Origin of the sequence: Candidatus Stygibacter australis (genome assembly GCA_030765845.1) — a bacterium.
In the GTDB taxonomy this organism is placed as follows: Bacteria; Cloacimonadota; Cloacimonadia; order Cloacimonadales; family TCS61; genus Stygibacter; species Stygibacter australis.
Genome location: JAVCDJ010000232.1, coordinates 1 through 6135, shown reverse-complemented (window position 1 = coordinate 6135; position 6135 = coordinate 1). Strand labels below are relative to the sequence as shown.

Below are 6135 nucleotides of genomic sequence, written 5' to 3'. Positions count from 1 at the left end.
ATAAAAATCTATACTAAAAAAATATTAAACGGAGATAGTTATGAGTGGAAATCGGATCAGGCAGCATCCCATTCTACAAGTTACGGAGCGACCGCAAATCACTTTCTACTGGAATAATCAGCCTCTGCAGGCAGAGAAAGGCGAGATGATTGCTACGGCTCTTTTTGCCAATGGGATCAAAGTATTTGGTCATCATCACAAAGATGGTTCTGCTCTTGGCATATTCTGTGCAAATGGTCAATGTGCCAAGTGTACGGTTATCGCCAATGGTAAACCGGTGAAATCGTGCATGACAACATTGGCCGAAAATATGATCGTGGAAAGCGTAGAGGGATTACCTGAATTGCCGGAAGCAATAGCAGAACCCAAAATGCATGATATTGAGGAAATAACAACTGATGTTTTGATAATTGGTGGAGGACCTGCCGGTCTTTCTGCTGGATTGCAACTGGCAAAATATGGTATTTCAGCTATACTCGTGGATGATAAAAATGAGCTGGGTGGAAAGCTCGTATTGCAGACTCATAAGTTCTTCGGCTCAGTAGCAGATTCTTATGCCGGAACACGGGGCATTGATATTGGTAAATTACTATCAAAAGAAGTATCTGAATGTAATGAAATAGAAACCTGGACAAGCAGCACAGCTATCTACGTATTTCATGACCAGAAAGCGGGAATTCTCAAAGATGGTGAATACAAAATTGTGAAGCCGAAATTAGTCTTAAATACTGCCGGAGCCAGAGAGAAATTTTTACGTTTTGCGGGTAATACATTAGGTGGAATATATGGAGCAGGAGCATTTCAAACACTGGTAAACCGCGATCTGGTGCGTCCCACGCAACGTTTATTCATTATTGGTGGAGGAAATGTGGGCTTGATAGCCGGCTATCATGCTCTACAGGCGGGGATAGAAGTTGTGGGACTGGTGGAAGCCATGCCACAATGCGGTGGCTACAAGGTTCATGCAGATAAACTCCAGCGGTTAGGAGTTCCTATTTATACCTCTCACACCATCATTTCTGCTAATGGCGATGAGGTTGTGGAATCCATCACAATAGCACAGATCACTGATAAATTTGAAACTATTAAAGGCACAGAGAGATCTTTTGCCTGTGATACAATATTAATAGCAGTTGGTCTGGAACCGGTAAGTGAATTCACATTTGCTGCCGAAAAAGCAGGATTGACAGTATTCTCTGCAGGAGATGCTTCTGAGATCGCTGAAGCATCTTCAGCCATGTATAATGGCAAGATCACGGGAGTGAAGGTTGCCAGATTCCTGGGAGCTGATGCTCCGGATATACCCCAATTCTGGTATGAAAAAGCTGAAATACTTAAATCTCATCCAGGGGAAGTATTAGATCCTGTTTATACAGATGCCCATGAAGGCGTGATGCCGATTGTGCACTGCCGTCAGGAAATACCCTGCAATCCCTGCAGCACAATTTGCCCTACAAATTCAATTCATCTGTATGGAGACCCCATTATGGGTCTGCCGTATTTTGATGGAAACTGCATTGGCTGCGGTGAGTGCGTGCGGATTTGTCCGGGACTGGCGATCACACTGGTTGATTACCGTGAAAATGAATCTCATCCGCTGGTTACTTTGCCTTATGAAGTTGGTAATATGCCGATAAAAGTGGGAACAAAAGTGCCGGCGATGGATATTAAAGGTGATCTGCTGGGAATGGTGGAAGTGGTGACTGTGATGAAAAAGCATAAAACTAAAACCCAGTTGATCAAGCTCAGAGTTCCTCATGCTGTGGCTAAAAGAGTTGCTGGGATCAGAATTCAGGATGAATCAGTATCAGCTCCTTTGCCAGAAGTTATTATGCCGGATAAACTCGATGATGATGCCATGGTGTGCCTTTGCGAACGCGTAACTGCTGGAGAAATCAGGAAATTGATCAAACAGGGGGTCACTGACCTTAATCAGATCAAGGCTATTACTCGAGCAGGCATGGGTCCTTGCGGAGCCAAGACCTGTGACAGTCTGATCCGTCAATTAATGAGACAGGGAGGGATCCCTGCTGATAAGGTAATAGCAAACACCAAACGTCCTGCTTATGTGGAAGTGCCTTTGGGAATTTACGCAGGAGTAGTGGGAGGTGATGATGAATAAAGTATATGATGTAATCGTGGTCGGGGCAGGCTCAGTAGGACTGCCGGCAGCAAAATCACTGGCAGATAGCGGATTAAAGGTGGCAGTGATCGATAATCAGGCATCACCAGGGCAGAAGAATGCCAAGAAAGCAATTGGCGGGATTCGGGCTACACACTCAGATTATGGCAAAATCAAGATCAGTCAGCGTTCCATAGAAATATTTTCTCAAATGGAAAAAGAATATGGCTATGATATTGGCTGGATGACCAATGGTTACAGCTTTCCAGCTTATAATAAGAAAGATGAGAAGATGCTGAAAGACCTGATGAAGATCCAGCATTCTTTTGGCTTAAATATTAAATGGATAAGCCCGGAGGAATATAATAAACTGGTTCCTGGTATCAATATGGATGGATTATTAGGTTCAACTTATTCACCAGAAGATGGCTCTGCCTCTCCCCTATTGGCAGCAAATGCTTACTACTTTATCTGTAAAGATCTGGGAGTGAATTTTTATTTTAATGAAACTGTAACCGGCATCAATCTGAAAAAAGGTGAGATCACAACTGATAATGACAAATATAAGATAAGCTACGTAATAAATGCAGCCGGCAACCAGGCAGCAGCAGTCGGGAAAATGGTTGGCCTGAACCTGCCGGTGAAACCAGATTGTCATGAGGCCGCTATCACGGAACCAGTTCAAAGATTTTTTGAACCCATGGTGGTTGACATGCGTCCAGCCAAAGGCTCTAAAAATTATTATTTTTATCAAAATAATGAAGGGCAGGTAGTTTTTTGCATCACTCCTGATCCACCAATATTAGGCACCTGCAGCGAAAGCACATCAGTTTATTTCCCCCAGGTAGCCAAAAGAATGGTGAAACTATATCCGCGACTGGCAAACTTAAAAATACGCCGCAGCTGGAGGGGACAATATCCCATGACTCCAGATGGTTTCCCGATTGTAGGCTTCCCGGAAGGCATGAAGAATTACTATAACCTGGTGGGCATGTGCGGACAGGGATTCATGCTGGGACCTGGATTGGGAGAATTGACAGCGCGCTGTATCACGAAAAATAAACATGATGATGATGACCGGATATTAGCCAGCTTTGATCTGAGGCGGGATTTTTCTGGAATAGAGGCATTTAAATAAGATACTTCAACCCCGCAAAGGGGCTGATCCTTTTATGGAGTAATAATGAAAGTATTTATTCAGAAGATCTCTGAATATGAATTACCAGCTATCAGCCAATTTATTGAAAACGTCTTCTTTGAATTGAATCTGGAAGAAAAACTCAAAAATTGCCAGACAGTGCTTTTGAAACCAAATCTTTTGGGTCCATATCCTCCAGAACGGGCGGTAACAACTCATCCGGCAGTAGTGGAAGCAGTGATCATTATCCTGCAGACCATGGGCAAGGAAGTCTGGCTGGGTGACAGTCCGGGCGGATCATTACCTGTAAATCTCACCTGGAAGAAAACGGGTATGGAAGAATTATGCCATAATTATCATGTGAAATTGATCAATTTTAATACAGAAGGTGTGGTAAACCAATCTATCGAAAATAGAGAATATAATATTGCCCAGGCTTTTCATCAAGCGGATGCGGTGATTGATTTGGCAAAATATAAAACCCATTCCCTGATGTATTATACCGGCTGCATCAAGAACCTGTATGGCTTGATCCCTGGCTTAAAGAAATCAGATTACCACAGTAAATACCCCACTCAAACAGATTTCAGCCAGGTGATCTGCGATATATATAGGCTCAGCAGAAAACAGATAGTTCTTAATATTCTGGATGGGATAGTTGGTATGGAGGGTGAAGGACCTTCAGCGGGAGAGACAAGAAATTTTGGCATTATAATGGCAAGTGAAAGTGGAGCAGCTCTGGACACTCAGGCAGCAGCAATGATGGGTTTTAAAGCAGAGCAGATATCCTATATCAGCCAGTGCCTGACAGAAGAAGGAATTAGTGAAAATGAAATAGATTTCGATGCTCAATGGAAGGATTTTACTTTTAAGAATGTTAAGATCAAAAGATTAAGCCCATTGATCAAAATCATCCAGCATTCCCCAAAATTCCTGCAGGAAATTTTCAGAAATACTTTCAATTATTATCCTGATTTCAATAGCAAATGCCGTCTCTGCGGAGTATGCCGTGATAGCTGTCCCGTGCAGGCGATCACAATAACTCCTGATAAACCTACCCCGGAAATTGACTATGATAAGTGCATTAAATGTATGTGCTGTCATGAATTATGCCCTTATCAGGCTGTATATATCCATAAAAGTTTTCTTGCCAGCTTTATACTTAAATAGAATTATTGTTTAGGAGGTTGATATTATGATCAAGATGAAATGGTTTGGACACAGTTTCTGGAAAATCACTACTGATAAGATCTCAATAGTTATTGATCCTTTTACTGATATTGGTTATAATATGGATATTGATATTACGGCAGATGTGCTGCTTTCCTCCCATGATCATTTTGATCATAATAATATAGATTTAATAAAAGGAAACCCTTTGGTACTCAAAGAAGCGGGAATTTTTGAACATTGTAACAGCAGGTTTGAGCTGATCCAGGTCTGGCATGATAAAGAAAAAGGTACACAAAGGGGAAAGAACCTGTTAATGAAGTTTACAGCAGGGGGAAAAACATTTCTACATTGTGGTGATCTGGGGCATATTCCATCGCCTGAGATCATTAATAAAATAAAAAATATTGATGTTCTGCTCCTGCCGGTTGGAGGAGTATTTACCATTGATGCAAAAGAAGCAATCAAGCTGGTTGATCTTATTAAGCCAAAAGTAATTTTCCCAATACATTATAAAACACCTGCACTTAATTTTGAACTGGCTCCAGTTGATGATTTCCTAAGTCATTACGATAATATAGAGTATTTTGACAAACCAGAAATAGAACTGAATGATGATATTTTCTCAGCAAATCAATATACTGTAAGGGTACTTAATTATGAATAAAGAAAAAGGCAAAGGAAAGATCATTGTATCCGTGTTAGTCTGGTGCGCGATCGCAGTTTTTGTCTTTCTGATAGTTTATAAAGGGCAATTCAGTTTTTACAATCTCTATAAAAGTAAAAAAGTTTATCAACAGGCAATAGTGCGAAATGATGATATGCAGGCACAAAACGAATACCTGGAAAAAGATATTACTGATATGGACAATGACCCTCGGGTACAGTTAAGAAGTAGTGCTGAGATAGGTTATAAGAAACCTGACGTGCAGATAATAAAAAAAACCAGGAAAAGAGAAACTCAGTCAGATTAGATATATTTTCTGTTTTTCACTAATTATTTTTTATTAAAGAAGCAAATACCAGCACCATTAGGCATTTTTTTATCATTTAAGGAATACTTATTGCTTATATATATTAAAAGGAAGTTTTGTTAGGAAGTTAATAATGATGGAAAGAAATATAGAAGTTAGATTTGAATTTAAAAGGTTTTTATCACCTGATTTAAATTACAATTTAAATATAAAAAAAGTAATATGGTAAAATCACCAAAAAGAAAACCAAAAACAAAAGGAGCGTTTTGGATGAAGAAGTATTTTTTAATTTTAATCGCAATTACGATTGCATTTAGTTTAATGGCTAAGGACCCAAATGGCCGTTTTGAACGGAGAGACCTTACTCTGACACCGAGTAATGCCCCCGCTAACCCAAGTCGCGATCCCTGGGACAATTTACTGCAGTTTGATGTGGACACGCCTACAGGTCAAGTCGGACTATCCGGCATGGAATGGGATGGTGAGTACTTTTATGCCACCAAATGGAGTGGTTCAAACCAGCTTTACAAATTTGATTCAGAAGGCACTTATATCGAAGCAATTACAGTTCCATTAACAGGAGCGCGTGATCTTGCCTATGATGGTGAGTACATGTATGGCTCAGCAGCGACCAGCACAGTTTACTGCTGGGATTCTGAAACAGGAGAGGCAGTACCTGAAAACAATATTGAAGTAACAGGTCAAGCAGTACGTGCAATTGCTTATGATCC

The 6135-nt window shown here is 40.7% G+C and carries 6 protein-coding genes; all 6 read left to right on the top strand.

Annotated features, from left to right (window positions below; all coding sequences use genetic code 11):
* The first annotated feature begins 40 nt into the window (after nucleotides 1-40).
* Complete coding sequence (locus RAO94_11860; GenBank protein ID MDP8323037.1) at nucleotides 41-2122, top strand: FAD-dependent oxidoreductase; 2082 nt, start codon at nucleotides 41-43, stop codon at nucleotides 2120-2122.
* On the top strand, nucleotides 2112-3260 hold the full coding sequence (locus tag RAO94_11855; GenBank protein MDP8323036.1) for an FAD-dependent oxidoreductase: 1149 nt from the start codon (nucleotides 2112-2114) through the stop codon (nucleotides 3258-3260). Before RAO94_11860 ends, RAO94_11855 begins: the two co-directional genes overlap by 11 nt.
* A gap of 45 nt (nucleotides 3261-3305) precedes the next feature.
* On the top strand, nucleotides 3306-4430 hold the full coding sequence (locus tag RAO94_11850) for a DUF362 domain-containing protein (protein ID MDP8323035.1): 1125 nt from the start codon (nucleotides 3306-3308) through the stop codon (nucleotides 4428-4430).
* Between the two features lie 25 nt (nucleotides 4431-4455).
* Entirely contained in the window at nucleotides 4456-5097 is a 642-nt protein-coding gene (locus tag RAO94_11845; protein ID MDP8323034.1) for an MBL fold metallo-hydrolase, read from the top strand.
* On the top strand, nucleotides 5090-5404 hold the full coding sequence (locus RAO94_11840) for a hypothetical protein (GenBank protein ID MDP8323033.1): 315 nt from the start codon (nucleotides 5090-5092) through the stop codon (nucleotides 5402-5404). Before RAO94_11845 ends, RAO94_11840 begins: the two co-directional genes overlap by 8 nt.
* A 270-nt stretch (nucleotides 5405-5674) precedes the next feature.
* On the top strand, nucleotides 5675-6135 hold a 461-nt coding region (locus tag RAO94_11835), incomplete at its 3' end, for a hypothetical protein (GenBank protein MDP8323032.1).